This window comes from Actinomycetota bacterium, assembly GCA_040757835.1.
Taxonomy (GTDB): domain Bacteria; phylum Actinomycetota; class Geothermincolia; order Geothermincolales; family RBG-13-55-18; genus SURF-21.
Genome location: JBFLWJ010000001.1, coordinates 220,668 through 241,216 on the forward strand (window position 1 = coordinate 220,668; position 20,549 = coordinate 241,216).

General features: G+C 65.0%; 19 protein-coding genes. 13 read left to right on the forward strand and 6 right to left on the reverse strand.

What is annotated here, in order from left to right; all coding sequences use genetic code 11:
• Nucleotides 1–34: 34 nt before the first annotated feature.
• Entirely contained in the window at nt 35–1,840 is a 1,806-nt protein-coding gene (locus tag AB1384_01005; GenBank protein ID MEW6552850.1) for an AMP-binding protein, read from the forward strand.
• Between the two features lie 61 nt (nt 1,841–1,901).
• On the opposite strand, the gene AB1384_01010 is transcribed toward AB1384_01005, so the two are convergent.
• Nucleotides 1,902–2,459: a DUF2231 domain-containing protein gene (locus AB1384_01010; protein ID MEW6552851.1), complete on the reverse strand. Its 558-nt coding sequence runs from the start codon at nt 2,457–2,459 to the stop codon at nt 1,902–1,904.
• A gap of 248 nt (nt 2,460–2,707) precedes the next feature.
• Between AB1384_01010 and AB1384_01015 the strand changes: the two genes are divergently transcribed.
• Both AB1384_01015 and AB1384_01020 read left to right on the forward strand, forming a co-directional pair.
• Entirely contained in the window at nt 2,708–3,607 is a 900-nt protein-coding gene (locus AB1384_01015) for an IPT/TIG domain-containing protein (protein ID MEW6552852.1), read from the forward strand.
• 334 nt (nt 3,608–3,941) lie between these two features.
• The gene (locus AB1384_01020) at nt 3,942–5,534 is read left to right on the forward strand and encodes a DUF5719 family protein (GenBank protein ID MEW6552853.1); all 1,593 of its coding nucleotides are present in this window, start codon (nt 3,942–3,944) and stop codon (nt 5,532–5,534) included.
• Nucleotides 5,535–5,539: 5 nt separating this feature from the next.
• Here AB1384_01020 and AB1384_01025 read toward each other — a convergent pair whose 3' ends face one another.
• Both AB1384_01025 and AB1384_01030 read right to left on the reverse strand, forming a co-directional pair.
• Nucleotides 5,540–6,502, reverse strand: coding sequence for a carbon-nitrogen hydrolase family protein (locus AB1384_01025; protein ID MEW6552854.1), 963 nt, complete (start codon nt 6,500–6,502; stop codon nt 5,540–5,542).
• Between the two features lie 81 nt (nt 6,503–6,583).
• On the reverse strand, nt 6,584–7,336 hold the full coding sequence (locus AB1384_01030; protein MEW6552855.1) for a class I SAM-dependent methyltransferase: 753 nt from the start codon (nt 7,334–7,336) through the stop codon (nt 6,584–6,586).
• Between the two features lie 98 nt (nt 7,337–7,434).
• On the opposite strand from AB1384_01030, the gene AB1384_01035 reads away from it, so the two are divergent.
• Nucleotides 7,435–8,955: an FGGY family carbohydrate kinase gene (locus tag AB1384_01035; GenBank protein MEW6552856.1), complete on the forward strand. Its 1,521-nt coding sequence runs from the start codon at nt 7,435–7,437 to the stop codon at nt 8,953–8,955.
• Nucleotides 8,948–10,087: a xylose isomerase gene (locus AB1384_01040; GenBank protein ID MEW6552857.1), complete on the forward strand. Its 1,140-nt coding sequence runs from the start codon at nt 8,948–8,950 to the stop codon at nt 10,085–10,087. Before AB1384_01035 ends, AB1384_01040 begins: the two co-directional genes overlap by 8 nt.
• Here the strand turns inward: AB1384_01040 and AB1384_01045 are convergent.
• The 3 genes from AB1384_01045 to AB1384_01055 all read right to left on the reverse strand — a co-directional run bounded on the left by AB1384_01045 (nt 10,084) and on the right by AB1384_01055 (nt 13,332).
• Nucleotides 10,084–12,162 (reverse strand): glycoside hydrolase family 3 C-terminal domain-containing protein, encoded by a 2,079-nt coding sequence (locus AB1384_01045; GenBank protein ID MEW6552858.1) that lies wholly within the window; start codon nt 12,160–12,162, stop codon nt 10,084–10,086. The two genes, AB1384_01040 and AB1384_01045, sit on opposite strands and share 4 nt — an antisense overlap.
• Nucleotides 12,163–12,361: 199 nt before the next feature.
• Complete coding sequence (locus AB1384_01050; protein ID MEW6552859.1) at nt 12,362–13,120, reverse strand: M48 family metalloprotease; 759 nt, start codon at nt 13,118–13,120, stop codon at nt 12,362–12,364.
• Complete coding sequence (locus AB1384_01055) at nt 13,117–13,332, reverse strand: hypothetical protein (protein MEW6552860.1); 216 nt, start codon at nt 13,330–13,332, stop codon at nt 13,117–13,119. The genes AB1384_01050 and AB1384_01055 overlap by 4 nt, the downstream gene beginning before the upstream one ends.
• A gap of 176 nt (nt 13,333–13,508) precedes the next feature.
• On the opposite strand from AB1384_01055, the gene AB1384_01060 reads away from it, so the two are divergent.
• From AB1384_01060 to AB1384_01095, 8 genes are all read left to right on the forward strand, one after another.
• Nucleotides 13,509–13,979 (forward strand): MarR family transcriptional regulator, encoded by a 471-nt coding sequence (locus tag AB1384_01060; GenBank protein MEW6552861.1) that lies wholly within the window; start codon nt 13,509–13,511, stop codon nt 13,977–13,979.
• An 80-nt stretch (nt 13,980–14,059) separates the two neighbouring features.
• On the forward strand, nt 14,060–14,863 hold the full coding sequence (locus AB1384_01065) for an alpha/beta fold hydrolase (GenBank protein MEW6552862.1): 804 nt from the start codon (nt 14,060–14,062) through the stop codon (nt 14,861–14,863).
• 62 nt (nt 14,864–14,925) lie between these two features.
• Nucleotides 14,926–15,291 carry a cupin domain-containing protein gene (locus AB1384_01070; protein ID MEW6552863.1) on the forward strand — a complete coding sequence of 122 codons (366 nt, stop codon included), beginning with the start codon at nt 14,926–14,928 and terminating at the stop codon, nt 15,289–15,291.
• A gap of 22 nt (nt 15,292–15,313) precedes the next feature.
• On the forward strand, nt 15,314–16,192 hold the full coding sequence (gene hisG / locus AB1384_01075; GenBank protein MEW6552864.1) for an ATP phosphoribosyltransferase: 879 nt from the start codon (nt 15,314–15,316) through the stop codon (nt 16,190–16,192).
• A 16-nt stretch (nt 16,193–16,208) separates the two neighbouring features.
• A complete protein-coding gene (locus tag AB1384_01080) occupies nt 16,209–17,159 on the forward strand; it encodes a GGDEF domain-containing protein (protein MEW6552865.1) in 951 nt (316 codons plus the stop codon).
• Nucleotide 17,160: 1 nt separating this feature from the next.
• Nucleotides 17,161–17,940 carry a metallophosphoesterase gene (locus tag AB1384_01085; GenBank protein MEW6552866.1) on the forward strand — a complete coding sequence of 260 codons (780 nt, stop codon included), beginning with the start codon at nt 17,161–17,163 and terminating at the stop codon, nt 17,938–17,940.
• A 149-nt stretch (nt 17,941–18,089) separates the two neighbouring features.
• The gene (gene hisC / locus AB1384_01090; GenBank protein ID MEW6552867.1) at nt 18,090–19,193 is read left to right on the forward strand and encodes a histidinol-phosphate transaminase; all 1,104 of its coding nucleotides are present in this window, start codon (nt 18,090–18,092) and stop codon (nt 19,191–19,193) included.
• Between the two features lie 8 nt (nt 19,194–19,201).
• The gene (locus AB1384_01095; GenBank protein ID MEW6552868.1) at nt 19,202–20,206 is read left to right on the forward strand and encodes an NAD(P)-dependent oxidoreductase; all 1,005 of its coding nucleotides are present in this window, start codon (nt 19,202–19,204) and stop codon (nt 20,204–20,206) included.
• Nucleotides 20,207–20,549: the final 343 nt, after the last annotated feature.

A 20,549-nucleotide genomic window follows, 5' to 3' on the forward strand; every position in this document is an offset into this window, starting at 1 on the left:
CCGTGTGGGGAGAACGCGGAAGGGGGGGATGTAGATGACCGACTTCAACGGCTTCTATAAGGCAATCCTCAAGAGCTTCGACAAGTACCCGGTGATGATCTACGGCGACCGCACCATAACCTACGGGGAGTTCGACGCACAGACCAACCGCCTGGCCCATGCCCTGCTGGAGCTGGGGATAGAGCGCGACGACAACATCGGCATCGCGGAGTACAATACTCCGCCCTTCCTCGAGGTGACCACCGCGGCCTGGAAGGTGACCGCCCGGGCCATCACCCTCAATTTCAAGTTCAAGGAGTGGGAACTCAAGCACGTCATCGAGGACGCCGGCATGACCGCCGTCTTCTTCAACGAGGACCTCGCGGACCGCATGATAAACCTGCGTCCGGAGCTGCCGGGGGTAAAACACTACGTGATCATCGGGGAGCGTAAGGTCGACGGCATGCTCAACTACGCGGACCTCTTCCCCGGCAGGCCCTCCACCCACCCGGACGTGCCCTGGGATACCTTCGGAAGCGACGATATCGTGGTGCTCATGTACACCGGCGGGACCACCGGCTACCCCAAAGGGGTCATCTACACCCACGACCAGGTGCTGAGCGCGCCCCTGGAGGCGATGATAAGGAACCTCGCCGGAGGCCTCAAGGATATGGCCAAGGCGCCGCCTTACGTGTTCGACAGCATCGAAAAAGCGGTGAAGATACCAGGGACCGCGCGTTTCCTGCCGTGGGTTCTCTCCAAGGACGCCACCAGGAGGGCGGTATCAGCCGTGGGGAGGCATGCCGGATCGTTCATCGAGAAGTCCCCTTATGCCGTGATACGCGCCGTGCTCGGTGTGAACGCGCACCTGAGCGGAGGCAAGGTGAGGATGCTCCTGGCCAGCCCCATGATGCATGCCTGGGCATACAACCACGCCATCATCGGCATGATCGGAGGCTTCACCAGCGTCCTCCTCCCGTCCAAGACTTTTGACGTGGTGGAGATGCTGGAGACCATCGAAAGGACCCGTGCCAACGTGCTGGTTGCGGTGGGGGACGGCCAGTGCCGCCCCCTTGCCGACGAGCTCGACAAGGTGAAAGCAGACGGGCGCAGCTATGATCTCAGCTCGCTCGCGGTAGTGCTCACCAGTGGAATGGCCCTTTCCGTGGACGTCAAGGAGCGGCTCTTCCGCCACCTCCCCAAGCTGATCATCCTGGACGTCCTGGCCTCGACCGAGGGGCATTATATCTCAATCACCCCCTATACGGCGGCGGACAAGGAGCTGGGCAAGACGGTGTTCAGGGTCAGCGAGACGGTGAAGGTGCTGAACGAGGAAGGCCGGGAAGTCCGTCCGGGCGAGGTGGGCGAGGTGGCGGTGGCGCGGGCGCACCAGGGCTCTACCGGATACTTCCACGACGCCGAAAAGAGTGCCCGCACCTACCGTAACGTGGGGGGCAGAACCTATATCTTCACCGGGGACATGGGCATGGTGGACGAGCGCGGCCACATCCACCTCATCGGGCGCGGCTCCGGCTGCATCAACACCGGTGGCGAGAAGGTCTTTCCGGAGGAGGTGGAGGAGGTGCTCAATCGGCACCCCGCGGTGGAGCTCTCCGGCGTGACCTCCGTGCCCCACCAGCGCTGGGGGGAGGCGGTCACCGCCGTGGTCCAGCTGAAGGAGGGCTCACGGGCGAGCGAGGAGGAACTGAAGGCCTTCTGCAAGGAGCGGCTGGCCGACTATAAGGCGCCCAAATATGTGATATTCGTGGACGAACTGCCGCGGCTCATCACCGGGAAAGTCCATTACCGCGAGCTGAAGAAGATGGTGAGCCAGAAGTACGAGGGCGTGGAGCTGACCTGAGTCGGGTCGGATGCGCCTACGAGGGCCGCGGTGCCGCAAACTCAATTGGCCGCGCCTGATGTCAGTGGCGGTGGACGATCTTGCCGCCGAAGTATCCCATCATGCCCGTCAATGGAAGGATGGAAAGCGATAGCCCCATATAAACACGGCGTTTTCTCCCCGCCTCCGCCATGATGGAGGGGTCGCGCCATCTCATCACGGCGGGAACCGTGAACAGTGCCAGCATCAACGGGGTGAGGGCTACCTTCACCTTGATGTTCCTGAACCAGTGGGCGCGGTAGTTGACCCACCAGCTCATGGCGCCGGAGAGCGCCACCGGAGGGACGCTCGCTGCCCCGACGAGGCTGAGGTGGTAGGCGGTATCCTCCAGGCCCTTTCTCCCACTGGCCAGGTAAGCCAGGTTGAAGAAGGGGGAGAGCACCGCAACCGCCATGGGGAAATGCACTATCCTCGGGTGCTGGCTTATACCCAGCGCCGGATACCTCTCGAGCAGCCCCTGCATGCCTTGGGGCAGGTGGGCATAGCGCCGGTTCACCGCCCCTGTCCCGGTTGCGCCGTCTTCGCGGGGCTTTTCGGATGTCGTCCCATGCTTTACCGGATCGTCCTCGCCGCCGCTCATCCGCCACCTCCTGCTCCGATGCCGAAACCTTGAACCGTCTGTCCGCTGGATATCTATTCTTCCCGCCCCTGCGTGACTCTAACGGCGTGTGTCACCGGCGGGAGCAGGCCCCGGACGCGCGCCGCTGATGGAAAGGAGGGAAGGTGGGACGTGCGGGAGAAGATACGGGTGAGGAGTCGAGGTTAACGAAACAGGCAGGCATTGCCGATGGCATACCGTAACCGAAAAAGAGGGAAGGAGGTCGGTCCGTGAACAGAAAGACCATATGCGCGGCGGTCCTGGCTGCCGTCCTCTCCATGACGGCGGCGCTGCTGTTCTTCGGCTGCGGAGGGGCCGGGGCGAAGCCCGAGATCAAGACCCTGGACCCGGAGAGTGGGCCTCCCGGCAGCGAGGTGGTCATCAAGGGCGGCAGCTTCGGGTCCAGCCAGGGCACCGGCGTGGTGTTTTTCAGCGGTAAAGAGGTCACGGTGGTGGCGTGGGCGGACACGGTGATCACGGTGAAGATACCCTCCGACCTGGAGGAGGCGACCTACGGGGTGACGGTGGAGACGGACAACGGCGCCAGCAACGAGGTGGAGTTCAAGGTGGAGAAGGGCGCCGCTAACGCCCCCAGGATAGCCTCGCTCGATCCCGAAAGCGGTAAGTCGGGAGACAAGGTGACCATCACCGGCAGTAACTTCGGCGCCACCCAGGGGGGCGGAAAGGTGCTCTTCGGGACGGGGACGGCGCAGGCCGACAAATGGTCCGATACCTCGATAACCATCACCGTGCCACCGAACCTAGGCGCCAACACCTACGGGGTGACGGTGGAGAACGCCGCTGGCAAGAGCAACCAGGCAATCTTCAAGATCGGCAGCGACACAGACAAGCTCGACGCCCAGAAGCAGGCCGTCGTGGCCTTCCTGCAGGCACAGGGCCAGTCCACGGCCGGCTCGGACCAGTGGAAGGTCGCCCTGGTCAAGCGGAGCAGCCAGGACCCCAACTGGGAGGTGGTCAAGGTCACCCTCCCGGACAGCAAGACCTTTGAAGCGGTGCTCGTCTTCAACAACATGCTGGGGGACTGGGAATGCCTTAAGACCGGCGAGCCGCCGTGGAGCGGCGTCGAGTTCAAGGGCGAACCCGTACCATCCGACATCAGCGACGTGTAATCGCGTTATCCCGGAGACCCCCGGACAATATGTTCCGGGGGTCTCCGCTTGAAGAATGCCAGACGATCAGGTACACCCACTCTACATGCCGATAAAGAAGTTTAGACGGCGCGAGCGGCGTCATGCGTGGACAGATCGGTCTCTGAAGCATAAGCGCCGGGATCCTGGCGAAAGGGGTCGTCATTTGGGCAAGAGTGGTTGGACAAGAACTACGGCGCGATACCTCTTGATGACGACGGTGTTGCTTGCCTCGCTCACCGCCTTACCGGGCGCCCGTACGGCCGTGGGAACGGAGGCCAATCCCCCGGTTTCTTTAGACGCGCTCGCTGGAGATATGGGTTTCTATTATGGGAACCTGCACAGCCATACCCTCTATTCCGATGGCCTGGCCTCACCCAGCCAGGCTTATGCCTGGGCGCGTGATGTCGCGAGGTTTGATTTCTACGCCATAACTGATCACGCCGAAGAGCTTGCCCAGATCGAGTGGGAGGATACGGGGGACAAGGCCGATATGTACAATGCCGAAGGTTCTTTCCTGGCCTTGCGCGGTTTCGAATGGAGTTCCCCTTCTCTGGGGCACGTAAACGTCTTCGGGTCCGATGATTATACCGGCAGCGACGTCACTTCAACCCTGGAGTCCCTGTATCAGTGGATCGGAGCCAGGGATGCGCCCGCGCAGTTCAACCATCCCGCAAGGGATACAGGATACTTCGAGGGCTTTAGATACTACCCCGAAGTCTCATACGACCTCTGTCTCTGCGAGACCGGCAACCGCGACACCGGCAACAACGACCTGTCGCACTATCTGCGTTATCAGGCTGCCCTGGACAAGGGGTGGAGGCTGGCGCCCACTAACAATCAGGACAACCATGGCCTTGCCTCCTTCAGTAATCGTACCGTGATAATCAGTCCGGAATTGACCCAGGACGGCCTCTTTGAAGCATTGAGAGAACGCAGGGTCTATTCGTCGGATGACCCAGATATCAGGATCGCCTTCAAGCTGGGAGAGCGCTGGATGGGTTCGGTTGTGGAGAACCGTGGGGAGACAGCGCAGTTCGACGTGGCGGTCGAGGATGACGAAGATATCGTCTCCCTGCAACTGATAACGGCCGGAGGCAGGGTCGCAGCCAGGCGGGACTTCGACCCCGGTGAGGACAGCAGGAGCGTCACCTGGAGCCCCACGGTCGAGGTGGGCATACGGGACTACTTCTTCCTGCGCGTAATCGAGCGCGATGAGAACGGTGATGACGGTGCGGGGTGGGGCGAACAGGTCGCTGTTACCTCTCCGATCTGGCTGGAAAGGGAGGGGACGAACTGGTACCTGGCCGAGGGCTGCACCGCGGGCGGCTTCGAGACCTGGATCCTGGTGCAGAACCCCGGCAGCGCTCCGGCCGATGTGGAGCTCACCTTCATGACCGAGGAAGGCCCGGTATCCGGACCCAGCGCCACCATCCCCCCCGAATCCCGTCTTACCTGGAACGCCGGGACCTACGTCACCTCGTTCCACGTCTCCACCCGGGTCGCGTCAGACCAAGCGGTAGTGGCGGAGCGCGCGGTCTACTGGGGGGACCGCGGAGGCGGACACGACTCCATAGGAGCCACGGCTCCTGCGCCGTTATGGTACCTGGCCGAGGGCTGCACCGCGGGCGGCTTCGAGACCTGGATCCTGGTGCAGAACCCCGGCAGCGCTCCGGCCGATGTGGAGCTCACCTTCATGACCGAGGAAGGCCCGGTATCCGGACCCAGCGCCACCATCCCCCCCGAATCCCGTCTTACCTGGAACGCCGGGACCTACGTCACCTCGTTCCACGTCTCCACCCGGGTCGCGTCAGACCAAGCGGTAGTGGCGGAGCGCGCGGTCTACTGGAACAGCGGGGAGGTGGGACACTGCTCCCTGGGTTTTTCTCGGGAAGAGAGCGCGCCGTAGGGCCGTCATGAGATCGAGATCCGCCTGGAACGGCACCTGCGCTCACGGCTGAGCCTGTAGTAGACGCTCCCCATGGCCTCTATCACCCGGAACTGGTTCATCAACCAGGGGGTCTTTATAGCCCAGCGACCGCAGGGCTGAGGCCGCGCGTCCCTGCGTCGCGCGGGGTCCAGGGTGACCTCCTCCACGATGATCCCCTCCTCGCCGCCAAGCCGTGCCTTCACCGCGCCGTCCGAGTCTACGATGGCGGTATAACCCGGGAAGCTCGACCTCTGGGTGAGGAAGGGCAGGCCTGGGATGGGCGATACCCAGTCACCGCATTTGTTGATGAATACCACCGGGATACCCAGCATGTCCGCGTAGAAGACGGGCAGCTTCCAAAGGTTCTCGTTGTATCTCGCGACGGCAGAGGCGGGGAAGAGGGGATTGGGCATGGGTGAGGGGGCCGAGTGGGGCATGAGCTGCAGGTCAACGGCATGTGAGCACATGAGCTGCGGCATGTAGGCCAGCTGGTTCTCGTAACATATGCCTACCCCTATCCTGCCCAGCTCGGTGGGGATTACGTGCGGGCCCGCTTCGCCACGGGTGAAATATGCCTCGGCGAAGGCCGGGGTCTGTTTGCGGACCCTGCCCTCCTCCTCGCCCCGCGGATTGGTGATGACGAAGCTGTTGAAGAAGTCCTCCCCCTCTGCCTCCAGGTAGCTGGTGCCCAGCCATACCCCGAGGCGCCGCGAGCTCTCGCGCAGCCAGCGCATGGTCGGGCCCTCCCTGGGCTCGGCGGCGTCCCATATCTCCCGGGTGAAGATATAGCCGGTGGGCATGAACTCCGGCAGCACGATCAGCGCCGCGCCGCGCCGCGCCGCCTCCTCCACGTGGGGGGTGGCGCGCTCCAGGTTGCCCTGGATATCGCCGTTCCTGGACTCCATCTGCACCGCCGCGACGGTCAGGACCCTCGCATCTGCCCGCATGAACTCACCCCCATGTCCTCTTCTACACCTCCACCATCTCCACCCCCGTCAACCGGGCCGCCTTCTTACCCCTCATCATGTTCATTGCACCACTTTGCTGGCAAGGGCGGTGAGGGAGCTGCCCAGGGGCAGACCGCGGCGGACGGCGGCGCGTGACTCCAGGTAGAGCAGCGCCTCCAGGGCGCGGTTCAGTGGCGCCGGGGGCAGCCGGAGGTCCGAGGCCACGTCCTCCGCCACGTTCTTTCTGCTCCACCAGCGGTACGCTGCGATGGCCGGCAGGAGGCTGAAGACGAAGTAGGTCATGTGCACGGGCTCGAGACCGGCCCGCAAGAGAAGCTCCCCGAGCATGGATGCGCCATATCGCCGCACTCCTCCGACGGCCTCGTCGTGCCTGCCGGCCAGGAAAGAGAGGGCCGGGAGGTTAAGAAGCAGGTAACCCCCGGGCGCCAGCACCCGGCGCATCTCACGCAGCGCCTCGCCGTCGTCACCGACCTCGCGGTGGTAGATGACGTTGAGGGAGAGCACCAGGTCGAAGGAGGCGTCCGGAAAGGGGATGCGTTCGACCGAACCGTGGATAAGCTCCTCCAGGCCCCTCTCCCCGCAGCGTGTCAGCGCCTCCTCGCTCGCGTCCAGGGCCACCAGGCGCCGCGGCCGGTACCTGTCCCGTAGCCAGCACGTGAGACCGCCGGTGCCGCATCCGGCGTCGAGCACGCGACCTTCCGCTGACGCCGCACAGTGGCGGTCCAGCAGGGCCGCGTAGAGACGGCGGTGCCCCAGGTACCACCAGTGGACGTCCTCCACTTCGTATAGGGTAGCGTACTCGGAGTCCTTCACCTTACCGCACCCCGTATCTTCCGGTGGGCCTTTTCTTTCAATATTATAGATGGGAACGGGAAAGACCGGGCTGCTCACGCCGCGAGGGGAGGAGAAAGATGGGATATCTCCTGGGCTTTGACGCCGGGAGCTCGTTCATCAAGGCAGCCCTCCTGGACATGGCCACGGGAGAGGTGGTGGCGTCGGCTTCGTCCCCGCGTAGTGAACTGGCCATCGCGGCGCCCCGGCCCGGCTGGGCGGAACAGGACCCGCTGGTGTGGTGGGAGCATTTGAAGCGCGCCGCCGCCCTGCTGCGCGAGGGGTCCGGAGCCGACCTCACGGCGGTGAGGGCGGTGGGCATAGCCTACCAGATGCACGGGCTGGTCGTCGTGGACCGCAGCCTGGAACCCCTGCGCCCCTCCATCATCTGGTGCGATTCGCGCGCCGTCTCCCTCGGCGACGAGGCCTACGCGGGCATCGGGGAAGCGGCGTGCCGGCTGCGCATGCTCAATTCCCCCGGCAACTTCACCGCTTCCCGGCTCGCCTGGGTGAAACGGAACGAGCCCGGACTCTATTCCCGCATCCACAAGGTGATGCTACCGGGAGATTACCTGGCCATGAAGATGACCGGGGAGGTGGTGACCACGCCGTCGGGCCTCTCCGAGATGATCCTGTGGGATTTCACGAGTGAGCGCGCCGCAGAAATCGTGCTCGAGCATTACGGCATCTCACCCGAGCTGCTGCCCGAGGTGATGCCCACCTTCTCGATGCAGGGTGGAATCACCGCCGCGGCGGCGGAGGAGCTGGGGGTGAAGGCGGGAACGCCGGTCGCTTACCGGGCTGGAGACCAGCTCAACAACGCCTTCTCCCTGCGCGTCTTGGACCCCGGGGCAGCGGCCACCACCGCGGGCACCTCCGGCGTGGTATACGGGATAATGGGCGAGCGGCAGAGCGACCCCCGCTCGCGCGTGAACGTCTTCATACACGTCAACCACGACGAGGGGCATCCCCGTTACGGGGTCCTGATGTGCGTGAACGGCACCGGCATCCTCAACCGCTGGCTGAAGAACAACCTGGCCGGGGCGGACGGAGGCCTCGGCTACGACGGCATGAACGAGATGGCGGCCGGCGTCGCCCCGGGAGCCGGCGGGCTGGTGGTGCTGCCCTACGGCAACGGCGCTGAGCGTACCCTGGAGAACCGCAACCTCGGGGCCTCGGTACACGGGCTGGACCTCAACCTGCACACCCGGGCGCACCTGCTGCGCGCGGCGCAGGAGGGCATCGTCTTCGCCCTGGCCTACGGCATGGAGATCATGCGGGACATGGGCGTGCGGGTGAAGACGGTGCGGGCGGGCGAGGCAAACATGTTCCTCAGCCCGCTCTTCCGCGAGGCCTTCGCCAACGTGAGCGGGGCGGCGCTCGAGCTCTACGATACGGACGGGGCCCAGGGGGCGGCGAGGGGAGCCGGGCTCGGCGCCGGCATCTACGCCGACGCCGCGGAGGCCTACACGGGCTTGAGGCGGACCAGGACGGTCGAGCCCGAGGCGCCGCTCCGCGACGCCTACCTGGAGGCCTATGCAAGGTGGCGCGAAACACTGCAGGAGCGCCTCGATAGGGACTTGGAGGTACAGCATGGCTGAGAGGGTTTCCAACCACAGTGTATGCCGGTGGACCTTCCATTCCGGAAAAGGGGGGTTCGTGCCGAAGGATGCCATCCCGGAATGGGACGCCGCCCGCCTGGACACGGCGGGAACGGTGAGGCTGGTGGGGGAGAGGGTCGCCCCGCGCCTGCCGGACCACATCCGGCTGGGCATGGAATTCCACTACGATTACGAGGTGGACGAGGAGAACGCGGCGGAGGTGGCGGACGCCCTCGTCGCCAACTCTATCGACCTCGCGCTCATCACCCCGGGGGCCCACCGCCACTTCGCTTACGGGGGCATAGCCTCCCTGGACGGCGGCGAGCGCAGACGGGCCGAGGAATACGGCCTGCGCACGCTGGAGCTGGCCTACGGGCCCCTGCGCAAGGCATGGCGTCCCGAGCCGGAACTGGCCCCCTCCTTCGTGCTCTGGAACGGCTCGTTCGGATACGACCTAGCATCCACCGCCGTGGCGAAGATGTACGGCAACCTCAAGGAGAGCGTCGCCGGGCTCTGCCGGAGCGAGGCGGAAAAAGGCGGGGCCCTCTTCATGGCCATCGAGCCCAAGCCCAACGAGGGGCACCCCGCCATGCTCCTGCCCACGGTGGCCAGCGCCATCCTCTTCTGGAAGCGGCTGGGGGAGGAGTACGGCGTGGACCTGGCCAGGAAGGGCATCAACAAGGAGTTCGGCCATTCCGAGATGATCGGGCTCGATCACGTCTACGATACCGTCGAGGAGGTCGACAACGGCATGCTCGTGCATATGCACGTGAACAGCCAGGGCCTGAGCGACGGCATCATCCTGGGCGGGCCGGGGAAGTTCGACATCGACCATGGCGCGAGAATGAACGGCATGAACGTGGCCGTCGCCGGCCTGGCGCGGCGCGCCGGTTTCGCCAGGTGGAGCGGGCACGACATGCAGGCGCGCCCCTATGACGACGCCGGGCAGGCCGTGGACCGCGTGGTGCGGTCCATCCTCAGCTGGGAGGCGTGCAGGCTGGCGGAGGAAGAGATGGACGGCATGCTGCTGCTCGAGTACCTGTCACGGCGGGAGACGGCCAGGGCCGAGGACCTGGTGCGCGAGACGGTGATAGACGCCTACCGCCACTTCGACCGCATGTACAAGGGCTAGCGGACGCGGAATGTCCCCTCCAGGTAAAGGTCGGACGCGCGCGATGACGAGCCCACGTAGAAGGCGTATTCCCTCTGCTCTGTCTTCCACGCACCGGCATCCTCGTCGTAGTATGCCAGGTCTCCCCCTTTTATATCGAAGGAGACGGTCTTGGTCTCCCCCGGCTCGGTGTGGACGCGCGTGAAGCCCTTGAGTTCCCGCAGCGGGCGGTCCGCCGCCGAGCCGGGGTGCCCCACGTAGAGCTGGACTATCTCACAGCCGGCCATCTCCCCCGTGTTGGTGATGTCGGCCTTCACCGTCAGCGTGCCGTCCGGGTCGATCTCGTGCGCGTTCAGGCGCAGGTTGGAGTAGGCATACTCCGTGTAGTGCAGGCCGAAGCCGAAGGGGAAGGCGGGCTCGTAGCCCTCCCGGTCGCAGAGGCGGTAACCGTGGTAGTAGCCGTACTCGGCCGACTTGGCTTTTTTGTCCATGGGCGCTACCTGACCGTTGCTCTCCGGGAAGGTGACCGGCAGCTTGCCGCTGGGGTTCTCTTCCCCGAAGAGCAGGGCCGCGATGGCGTTGCCCCCCTCCATGCCCGGGTACCAGGCCACGAGGATAGCCGCGGCCCTGTCCCGCCACCCCGAGGTGAGGAAGGCCGAGCCGGCCTCGACGACCACGATGCAGCGCGGGTTGGCCTCCGCCACCGCCTCGATGAGCGCGACGTCCTCCGCGCGCAGGCCTAGGTCCTCGCGGTCGCCGCCCCCCTTGACGTAAGGGATGGACTCCCCCTCGTCCCTGCCCGTGAACCCGACCACCACCACCGCGGCCCCGGCTTCGCGCGCCGCCGCGGCGGCCAGGGAGAGGTCCTCGCCGCTCTCATAGGTGACGGCGGCGGGGCCCGCCCGCCCGCGGATGCCCTGCAGGGGGGTGATGATGTAGGGGGGCCTTACCCGGCTGCTGCCCCGGTCCCCGATGTTACCGCGGTCGGCGAGCTTGCCGACTACAGCCAGCTTCTCCAGGCCTTCCCGCCGCAGGGGAAGTATGCCGTCATCGTTCTTCAGCAGTACCATGCTTTTCAGCGCGGCCTCGAAGGAGAGCTCGGCGTGCTCTCTGCAGCCTACCTTGTCCGGGGTGTAGGCGGCAGGATCGCCAACGGTGGCGAACCTCGCCTTGGTGCGGAGGATCCTGGTCACCGCGGCGTCGATGACCGTCTCCGGCACCGTGCCCTTGTGCACCGCCCGCTCCAGGCGGCGCCCGAAGAAACGGCGCACGGGCATCTCGATGTCCAGGCCGCCCAAGGCCGCGTACACCGTGGACCTGGTGCCCCAGACGAAATCGGACATGACCGGGCCGACGAAGCCCCAGTCGCCCTTGAGGATGTCGCGCAGCAGGTGCCGGTTCTGGGCGCAGTACCAGCCGTTCACCTTGTTGTAGGCGCTCATGATGGCGGCCACTCCCTCGTCGACGCAGCGTTTGAAGTGGGGGAGATAGACCTCGCGCAGCGTGCGCTCCCCGATGCGCACGTCCACGAAGAAGCGCGACTCCTCGATGCTGTTGCAGGCGAAGTGCTTGGCGCAGGCCATGACGTGCCGCTGCAGGCCCCTGACCGCGGCCGCGCCCATCTCGCCGAGGAGGTAGGGGTCCTCTCCGTAGGTCTCCTGCGCCCTCCCCCAGCCGGGGTGGCGGGGGAGGTTGATGCATACCCCTCCGAAGAAGTTCGCGCCCTGCGTCCTCGCCTCGATGCCCATGACCTCGCCGACGCGCTCCTCCAGCCTGCGGTCCCAGGTGGCCCCCCTGGCCATGGCCACCGGGAAACAGGTGGAACGTCCCAGAGCCACGCCGCGCGGCCCGTCGGTGAAGGCGATGGGAGGTATGCCCAGGCGACGGTTACCGCCCGCAAGGAAGGGATAACTGTTGTAACGGACAAGCATCACCGCCAGTCTATGCAGGGGGGTGGTCCCGGCCATCTCGCGCACCTTCTCGTGCAGGGTCATGCTGTCCACCAGCCCTGCGATACGCCGTTCCCTTTCCCCCTCCGCGGTCGCGACGATGGCATCCCAAGTGGTTGCTCCCCCCTGGTGAGTGCTACCGCTCATCTCCCCCTCCCCTCGCGTGGTGACCAGATCCTATCAAAGATTTCTCCCACAGCATCCATAGAACCTGCAAGGCGGCCGCGACTGCCGCCGCTACCATCAATGTATTCCCCCCTGCCGCGCTGCGATAACCTGCTCTTTGCCCCGGCGCTGGGACCGTATCGGTTGGTGCCGGGGTAAAGACATGGCGGCCCGTTACCCGCTATGCCTCCTCCTGGATGCGGAATGCCCGTTCCAGGTTGTCGATCCGTTCCTCCACCCCCGGCAGGCGGCGGCGCCTGCGGCCCGCCATCTCCGCGGCGGGGACGAAGGTCATCCACTGCAGGAACGATAGGCCGTCGCCGCGGTCGCACTCATCGGCCACGCGCAGGGCGGAGACGAGCGCTTCCGGCTGCAGGGTCAGCTTGGCGGCGAGTTCATCGGCCAGGAAGTCGCGGTTGCGGGAGATGGCCGGGAGCAGGAGGGGATAGGCGAAACTGAACCCGTAGACGAGGTAGAGGGGGATTATGACCGCGGCGAGGAAGATATAGAAGTACTCGACGAAGTACAGCGACAGCAAGAGCGCGGCCATGAAGAGAACGGTCAGCAGGAGGTCGGTGGAGATGGGAAGGTTGCCGGAAGTGCCCTCGGGCCTGGAGAACCAGCGGCGGCGCGTAAAGGCCATGAAGGAGATGGCCAGGTTGTGTACGGCGGCGTCCCCCTGGTGGATGTGGGCCATCTCGTGGGCAAGGGCCGACCTGAGCTCTTCGTCGTCCAGGTGTTTCAGCATACCCCGGGTCAGATAGATGGCCGCCCTCCCACCTCTCTTGACGGAGAACATGTTGCACAGGTGAGGGTCGTTGATGAGCATGAGAGCTGGAAAGGGTTTGCCGGTGGCGATGTGGACGTCGTCCGCCATGCTCTCGAGGACGTACTGCTGTTCCGGATGGATGGAGGCCGCATCTGTGATAGCGGTGATCATACGCTCGCCGTGCGCGTGATGAAGAACATGGCGACCGCGAAGATCACCACCGAGAAGAGCAGCGCGAGCCTGCCCGGCAGGGAATAGGCGAAGATGACGAGCAGCAACATCGGGGAGATGACGGCGGCGCATACCAGACAGAAATAGAGCAGGAAGAAGAGCTTGTCCGCAAGGACCCTTCTTCTGAAAACCTCGACGTCATCCTCTATCATCCCGCCCCCATCGCTCGGCCGCTGCAAGCCTCCCCGGGATATTATCGGGCATTTCGCCTGCGTGGGCCAGTGGGCGGCTTCCCGTGCCGCGGCGGCCGCGGGGCGCGGCCAGTTCCCTTGACAGGGGGAGATCGCGGTGCTAGTTTATTAGCAATGCTAACTAGTTTAGGGGGATCATGGAGAAGAGCGAGATAGACGCCTCGCGCCTGATGCAGGTGCTCTACCGCATGGCCCGCAGCCGCCACGCGCTTTTCCAGGAGATGCTGCCGCGTTACGGCGTTACCCTGCACCAGTTCCACCTCCTCCTGCATATGAGGGCGAGCGGAAGGATCAGGGTGACCGAGCTGAGCGACCTGATGATGGTCTCCAAGCCCACCGCCAGCCGCATGGCGCATACCCTCTGCGACAAGGGCATGGTGAGCAGGAAGGTGGACGAAGCCGACCGGCGCCTGGTCTTTCTGGCCTTGACCCCCAGGGGGGAAGAGGTGGTGGCGGAGATACAGGACCGCCAGAGGGAGCGGCTGGCCCGCATCCTGAAAAAGGTGCCGGCAAAGGAGATAAGGGCTTTCCTGAACACGGTGGAGAAGATCGAGGGCGAGCTGGAGGCGATATCCAAGGAGGAGGCCGGGGGAGACAAGAGGGATTGAACGGCCGGGGAGGAAAACGGGTCACGAGCGAGAAGAAGGGCCGCGGCCCTTCTATTTTTAACGGCGCCAAAGGGGGCATGGTGCTCGTTCTCTCAGCGCTGTCCTCAGCGCTCTGCGTGATGGGTGTGAGGGCCCTGAGGCGCTGGCGTGACCGGCTCATGCCCCGCCGCGACCCGCTACGCCCCTTCGAGGAACTGAGCGTCATCAGCGCCGGCGGCCTGTGCCTTGCCGCGCGGCGCATACCCGGCGGTGAGCGCGGGGCGGTGATCGTGGCCCACCCCGCCGTCACCGGGCAGCGCTACTCCCCCCTGGTCGACCTCGCCGAGATGCTCGCGGAGCATTTCGACGTCTATACCTTCGATTTCCGCGGCCACGGCCGCAGTTCCGGATGGCTGGAGCTGGACCTGGGAGGGCCCGTCGAGGACCTGCGCAGCATGGTGGACATGGTGAGACGGCGCGGGTACGCGTGGGTGGGGGCCGTGGGCTTCTCCCTGGGCGGCATGGCCGCTTTCGTGCATGCGGCCACGTACGGCGGCCTGGACGCGGTGGTCACGGTGGGGGCGCCGCCTTCACTGCCGGACATCGAGAGGTATCGCCGCGTCCTGCCCGCCTGGTCCCTGTTCCTGCGTTTCCTCGGCGCGCGCTTCCGGGCGGTGCGCGGCGAGGGGGGCCTCCTGCCCGTGGACGCAGCGGGGGCTTTTCCGGCGGTGCCCCTGCTGGTGGTGCACGGCGGCAACGAGGCCTTCTATTCCCGCCAGGACCTGGACCTTATGCTCGCCAAGCTGGGCGGGCGCGCGGAACTGTGGGTGATCGAGGGGGCCGGGCATACCGAGCTGGCGGGACGCGAGGCGGACCTGGTGGACTGGCTCGTCTCCCGGGGCTGACCTCTCTCCGGTTATTTAGGTAATATACTAGTAGGATACTCGCACCAGTGATGGAGGATGTGATGGACATGTTCCTGGAGAAGCCATGGGGCAGCATCAAGGCGTACGCTTTGAACCAGCCGTGCACGGTGAAACTGATCACCGTCGAAGGCGGCCAGGAGACGAGCCTCCATTACCACAAACTGCGTGACGATATGTGGATAATCCTGGACGGAGGCCTGGAGGTCACCATCGGCGAGCAGACCTACCTGCCCGCGGAGGGAGAGGAGTTCATGGTGCCGGCCATGGGCATGCATAAACTGAGGTCCCTGGGAAAGCGGGGCAGGGTGCTGGAGATCGACATCGGGTTCACCAGCGAGGACGACAACTACCGGATCAACGACTCCTACGGCCGCAAACTGGAGGAGAAAGACGAGCAGGGGCTGTGAGGGCCGCCTGGAGAGGAGAGAGATGCTGAAGCTAGTCATCCCCAAAGGGAGCCTGGAAGGCACCACCCTGGATATATTGGCGGACGCCGACCTCAACGTGCGCCGCAGCGGAGACCGCGAGTATCACGCCCGCATCGACGACCCGCGTATCGAACAGGTGCGCATTTTAAGACCGCAGGAGATACCGAAGTACGTGGAGGACGGTTTCTTCGACCTGGGCATAACCGGCCATGACTGGGTGCGGGAATCGGGAGCGGACGTGGTGGAGATCGCGGACCTCCCCTACACCAAGACCGATGTTGGCACCATCGTGCGCATCGTGCTGGCGGTGGCCGGCGAATCCCCCTATCAGAAGCCGGAGGACCTGCCGGACGGCCTGCGCGTGTCCACGGAGTACCCTATGCTGGTCGAGGAGTACTTCCGGGCACTGGGCAAGAAAGCGGTGGTCTATCTCTCCTACGGGGCCACCGAGGCCAAGGTGCCGGAGATGGCGGACGCCGTGGTCGAGCTGACGGAGACCGGGGGGACGCTGCGCAAGCATGGCCTGCGCATCATCGATACCGTGCTGGAGTCGACCACCCGCCTCATAGCCAACCGGGAGAGCTTCGACAACAAGGAGAAACGCCAGCTCATGGAGGAGATCAGGCTGCTCATCCTGGGGGCCATGAACGCCCGCGGCAAAGTGCTCATAAAGTTCAACGTCGCCGAAGCGGACCTGGACGCGGTGGTGGAGGTGCTGCCCTCCATGAAGGCACCCACCCTGTCGCGCCTGCTCGCGGGGGACTATTTCGCGGTGGAGAGCGTGGTGGAGAAGAAGGGCATAAACCTGCTCATCCCGGAACTGGTGAAGCGGGGGGCGAGCGATATCATCGAGATCCCGATCTCCAAGATCATTGCCTAGAGGGAAGGGAGGCGCCATGACACCGCTGCCGGACAGAGCGGACCTGTTCCTCGAGAGGTGGAAACAGGAGATACAGCGCTTGCCCTTGCCGGCCCACGTGCAGGTGATGGACGAGGAAACGGACGTGAGGATGGCACGGCTGGCGGGCGCTCTGCTGGAGGCGGTCAAGGACGCGGAGGCGGTAGAGCGCTTCGGGGCCAGCGGAAGCGCCTACGCGGACGCGGAGGTGCTGGGGAGACTGCGCAGGCAGCAGGGTTACTCCATAGAGGAGCTGGTGCAGGAACACGTCATCCTGCGCAACGAGTTCTGGAACGTCTTCCGCGAACAGGTCGACATGAAGCAGGTGGTGGATTTCCACCTCGAGAAGAGGATCAACGGCTGTTTCGACCTGCTGCTGCAGGCCGCGGCTTCCGCCTATCATTACGAACACTCCAGGGAGATGATGGAGAACCCCCTGCGCGACGACGAGACCGGGCTCTATAACAAGAGCTATTTCCACGGGCGCATGATCGAGGAGCTGCGGCGCTCGGTCAGGTACGAACACGACATCACCCTGGTGATGCTGGAGCTCTACAATTACTTCGATGTCAGGGACGGCGAGGGCGAGGAGGGCATCGGGGGGATCGTGCGCTACGTCGCGGCCTCCCTGGGGCGCATGACCCGGGACTGCGACGTCGTGGCCAGGATGGGAGAGGGCGGCTTCGCGGTGCTGCTGCCGGAGACGGGATGGCGAGGCGGGCAGGTGATGGCGGAGAGGCTGGCCAAGCATCTGCAGAGGGAACTCCCTCCCATGGTCAAAGGGGAGAAAGCCCCTGAGCTCTGCTGGGGAGTGGCCTCGTTCCCCGAGGAGGTCAGCCAGCCGGAGATGCTCTACGCCTCGGCGGTGGAGGCCATGCGCTCGTCACGCTCCGGCGCACCCGGGGAAGTGGTGATATACCGGGGCGGGGCCGGCGGGAAAGGGAACTGACTTGGCGATAAAGCTCATAGCCGACCCCCACGGCCGCTTCGAGGACCTTTCCGAGACCATCGAGCCCGGTGATATCCTGCTGGTCCTGGGAGATATGCTCGACCTCATCGACTGGGCCGATATCAGCGGCATCCTCGCTGACGTGCTGGGCCGGGAGAACCTGATAGATAAACTGATGTCCGCGGTGCGCGCGGGACCTGGAGCGGCGTCCGCGCTGCGTGAGGCCCTGCTCTCGCCGGAAGGCGAGTATTTCCCGGAACTCTTCCGCCGTGTCGACGAGTCGTACGCGACCTTCTTGCGGGTGCTCGAGGAGATCGAATGCGAGGCTTTCGTCATCTACGGAAACGGCGACATCCCCGAGCTGCTGGAGGCCCGCTTGAACGGCTCATCCCGCGTGGAGCTGGCGAAAGGAAAGGTGGAGATCGCGGGCCGGTCGTTCGGGTTCGTGCCCGGAGCCATTTACTCTCCCTTCATGATGCCGGCGGAGATGAGCGACGAGGCCTTCGGCATGCACCTGGACGAGCTGGGGCCTGTGGAGGTCCTCTGCACCCATATCCCGCCACGGCTGGAGGCGGCGACCATGGACGTGGTCGCCGGCAGGCCGGTGGAGGGCAGCGCGGCGCTGCTGCGCTACATCGAGGAGCACCATCCCGACATCGTCTATCACGGTCACGTCCACCAGCCGGCCCAGCGCGAACTGAGGGTGGGGGAGACGCGGGTGATCAACGTCGCCTACTACAAGCGCACCGGCTACGTCCATACCCATGGGGTCAGCCCCTGACATGTGACATGCCAGTTACACAGGAAGCTCTGATTGCCTCTGCGCAACACAATGTCACATGTCAGGGGCTGACCCCGTTTTGTCGCCAGAAGCGGAGAAAGACCTAATATAATAGACGAGTACGGTGGCATGCAGAGAAAGGCAGAGCCATGGAGTTCGACATCGAGAAGTTGATCAGGGAGGAGATAAGGGACCTCCCCATCTATAACCCTGGGAAGTCACCGGAGGAGGTCGCCCGCGAGCTGGGCGTCTTAGGCTGCGTGAAGATGGCCTCCAACGAGAACCCCCTTGGCCCCTCTCCGCTGGCCATGCAGGCCATCCGCGAGGCCCTGCCGGAGATCCACATCTACCCCGACGGCAACAGCATCGAGCTGCGGAGTGCCCTGGCGCGTAAGCTCGGCGTGGACATGGACCACATCGTGGTCTGCCACGGCGCGGACGAGGCCTTCGACCTCATGGCCTTCGCCTTCCTCGCCCGGGGTGACGAGATCGTGGTCGGGGAGCCCACCTTCACCTCCTACGAGCTGGCCGCCATGACCATGGGGGCGCGGGCCGTGCGGGTACCCCTGCGCGACTACCGCCAGGACATCCCGGCCATGCTGGCGGCGGTGGGGGAGCGCACCAAGTACGTGGCGCTGTGTTCGCCCATCAACCCCACCGGGACCGCGGTCACCAGGCAGGAACTGGAGCAGATGCTGGAGGAGTTGCCCGCCGGCGTGCTGCTGGTCCTGGACGAGGCCTACGTCGAGTACGTGACCGACACCGGCCATCCCGAGGCCCTGGCGTACCTCGATGACCACCCCAACCTGGTCGTCGCCCGCACCTTCTCCAAGGTCTACGGTCTGGCGGGGTTGCGCGTGGGATACATCATCACCTCGCGGCCGGTGCGCGATGCCCTGGAGAAGGTGAAGCTGCCCTTCAACGTCAACCGGCTCGCGCAGGTAGGGGCGCTGGCCGCCCTGGATGACGCCGGGCACGTGGCGCGTTCCCGCGAGAACAACGAGCGGGGCAAAGAGCGGCTCTATCGCTTGCTGGAGGAGACGGGGTTCGAGTACGTCCCCACCCAGGCCAACTTCATCCTGGTCAAGAACGGGCCTTACGGGGACCTCTTCCGCAAGCTCATCGAGAACTGCGTCATCGTCCGGGACGGTGAGGCCATAGGCATCCCCGGCCACGTGCGCATCACCATCGGCGACGACGCCCAGAACGACATGCTGGAGCAGGCCTTGCGCGCCATCAGTGCGGGAGGTTGACGGCTGCCATGCCCCTCATCGGCGAGCGCGAGGCGAGGGTGGAGTCAGGCCGCCTCTTCGTCTTCCTCGACGGGCTGGAGTTCATTGAGGGAACCAGCGCCTACGAACGGGTGATGGATCCGCTGCTTGACTACGGCTCATACCGCTACTACAAGAACAGGCTGGACGAGGCCGGCTTGCTGCTGGAGCGCATCTCCGGCGCCCACGCCGTCTTCCTGGACTGGTCGAATATGGACGCGGAAGTGCTCGCGCGCTGCCAGAACCTGGAGATCGTCTCCTACATCGGCGTGGGAGCGGCCAACTTCATAGACATCGCGGCGGCTACTCAATTGGGCATCACGGTCACCAACACCCCGGATTACGGCAACCGCTCCGTGGCCGAACACGCCCTGGGGTTGATCCTGGCCGTGGCCCGCAACATCGCCTGGGGGGACCGCGACCTCAGGGGCGGGGTGTGGACTTCCATGGACCGTGAGGGAGCGCAGGTCTCGGGGCGCAGCATCGGGCTGGTGGGCATGGGCGGGGTCGGACACGAGATGGCCCGCCTCTGCCATGCCTTCGGGCTGCGGGTGTACTACCATGACGTGGCCAGGCGCCCCGATATCGAGGACGTCGCTGCCTACCTGGGCATGGAGGAGCTCTTCACGTCCTGCGATATCGTCAGCCTGCACGTCGCCTACACGCCGGAGACGCGCAACCTCATCGCGGCGCGGGAGCTGGACTGGATGCGCCCCGGCGCCATCCTCATCAACACCAGCCGGGGGGAGGTGCTGGACCTGGAGGCCCTGGCCGACGCCCTGGAGGAGGGGCGCATCAAGGGGGCCGGGCTGGACAACTTCCCCGGTGAGCCCCACCCTGACCTCAGCCGCCTGGTCAGGCTGGACCAGGTGGTGCTCACCCCCCACATCGCCTTCAACACCCGTGAGGCCAAGGACCGCATGACCGCCATCGCCGTAAGCAACGTGGTCGCCTTCTATCGCGGCGAGCCCGAGAACGTCATGAACCCCGCTTAATGGGGTCGTGTCTTCATTCTTCGATAAATCGAATGACTGTCGGAAAGTGAAGAGTGAAGATACGGCCCCCAGCCTCGGGCCGTGTCCGAGCGGAAATGCTCTGGGCAACCCACACACCGGTCGCCGCACCTGCGCCGCGTCTGTTCGATGATAAGGCCATCGTGGTGGTTATCGTGTATGATAACGACCCATGGGAAAGAGTGGGCTGCGGCGCGGAACGGAGCGCGCGCGAGTTCCCTCTAATATGGACGGTGTCGTTCAAGCGCCGTGGTATAAATCCCGAGAAATCGGAGTATAAGGTCTGGGTGTAAACGCCCGCGCCAAGTAACGCGGATTGAGACGG

Bases quoted from the DNA above. Each gene is read 5' to 3' on its own strand.
- hisG (MEW6552864.1), top strand. From the start codon at position 15,314: ATGCTGAAGCTAGTCATCCCCAAAGGGAGCCTGGAAGGCACCACCCTG.
- AB1384_01005 (MEW6552850.1), top strand. From the start codon at position 35: ATGACCGACTTCAACGGCTTCTATAAGGCAATCCTCAAGAGCTTCGAC.
- AB1384_01080 (MEW6552865.1), top strand. From the start codon at position 16,209: ATGACACCGCTGCCGGACAGAGCGGACCTGTTCCTCGAGAGGTGGAAA.
- AB1384_01070 (MEW6552863.1), top strand. From the start codon at position 14,926: ATGGACATGTTCCTGGAGAAGCCATGGGGCAGCATCAAGGCGTACGCT.
- AB1384_01095 (MEW6552868.1), top strand. From the start codon at position 19,202: ATGCCCCTCATCGGCGAGCGCGAGGCGAGGGTGGAGTCAGGCCGCCTC.
- AB1384_01035 (MEW6552856.1), top strand. From the start codon at position 7,435: ATGGGATATCTCCTGGGCTTTGACGCCGGGAGCTCGTTCATCAAGGCA.
- AB1384_01060 (MEW6552861.1), top strand. From the start codon at position 13,509: ATGGAGAAGAGCGAGATAGACGCCTCGCGCCTGATGCAGGTGCTCTAC.
- AB1384_01040 (MEW6552857.1), top strand. From the start codon at position 8,948: ATGGCTGAGAGGGTTTCCAACCACAGTGTATGCCGGTGGACCTTCCAT.
- AB1384_01055 (MEW6552860.1), bottom strand. From the start codon at position 13,332: ATGATAGAGGATGACGTCGAGGTTTTCAGAAGAAGGGTCCTTGCGGAC.
- AB1384_01025 (MEW6552854.1), bottom strand. From the start codon at position 6,502: ATGCGGGCAGATGCGAGGGTCCTGACCGTCGCGGCGGTGCAGATGGAG.
- AB1384_01050 (MEW6552859.1), bottom strand. From the start codon at position 13,120: ATGATCACCGCTATCACAGATGCGGCCTCCATCCATCCGGAACAGCAG.
- hisC (MEW6552867.1), top strand. From the start codon at position 18,090: ATGGAGTTCGACATCGAGAAGTTGATCAGGGAGGAGATAAGGGACCTC.
- AB1384_01020 (MEW6552853.1), top strand. From the start codon at position 3,942: ATGGGTTTCTATTATGGGAACCTGCACAGCCATACCCTCTATTCCGAT.
- AB1384_01045 (MEW6552858.1), bottom strand. From the start codon at position 12,162: ATGAGCGGTAGCACTCACCAGGGGGGAGCAACCACTTGGGATGCCATC.
- AB1384_01010 (MEW6552851.1), bottom strand. From the start codon at position 2,459: ATGAGCGGCGGCGAGGACGATCCGGTAAAGCATGGGACGACATCCGAA.